The organism is Pseudoalteromonas sp. 19-MNA-CIBAN-0066, from assembly GCF_040308705.1.
Classification (GTDB): domain Bacteria; phylum Pseudomonadota; class Gammaproteobacteria; order Enterobacterales; family Alteromonadaceae; genus Pseudoalteromonas; species Pseudoalteromonas nigrifaciens.
Map to the genome: position 1 here is coordinate 1 of NZ_JBEONZ010000329.1, position 250 is coordinate 250.

At 42.0% G+C, this 250-nt stretch carries 1 protein-coding gene; it reads right to left on the reverse strand.

What is annotated here, in order from left to right:
* Window positions 1-250 (reverse strand): winged helix-turn-helix domain-containing protein (locus AAEZ18_RS19300; RefSeq protein ID WP_352256051.1); only part of this gene is annotated, 250 nt, incomplete at both ends.

Consider the following 250-nt stretch of genomic DNA (forward strand, 5'->3'; position numbering starts at 1 on the left):
TCAATAGAGCGATCAAACGAGGCTAAGCGCCTGCCAAGTACATCTTCACTTATTTGCTCTTTACTAACTACTTCACCAGCGCGCTTGGCTAGGAGTGCGAGTATTTCGTATTCGGTGCCAGTAAGGGTTAAGGTTGTTTGTTTAATTAAGGCTTCACGGGCGGCTAAATTAATAGTAACCCCGTTAACCACTAATTTATTATTGCTAGTGGTATTCATGGTGGTTATATGTTCAATACGACGCGTAATTG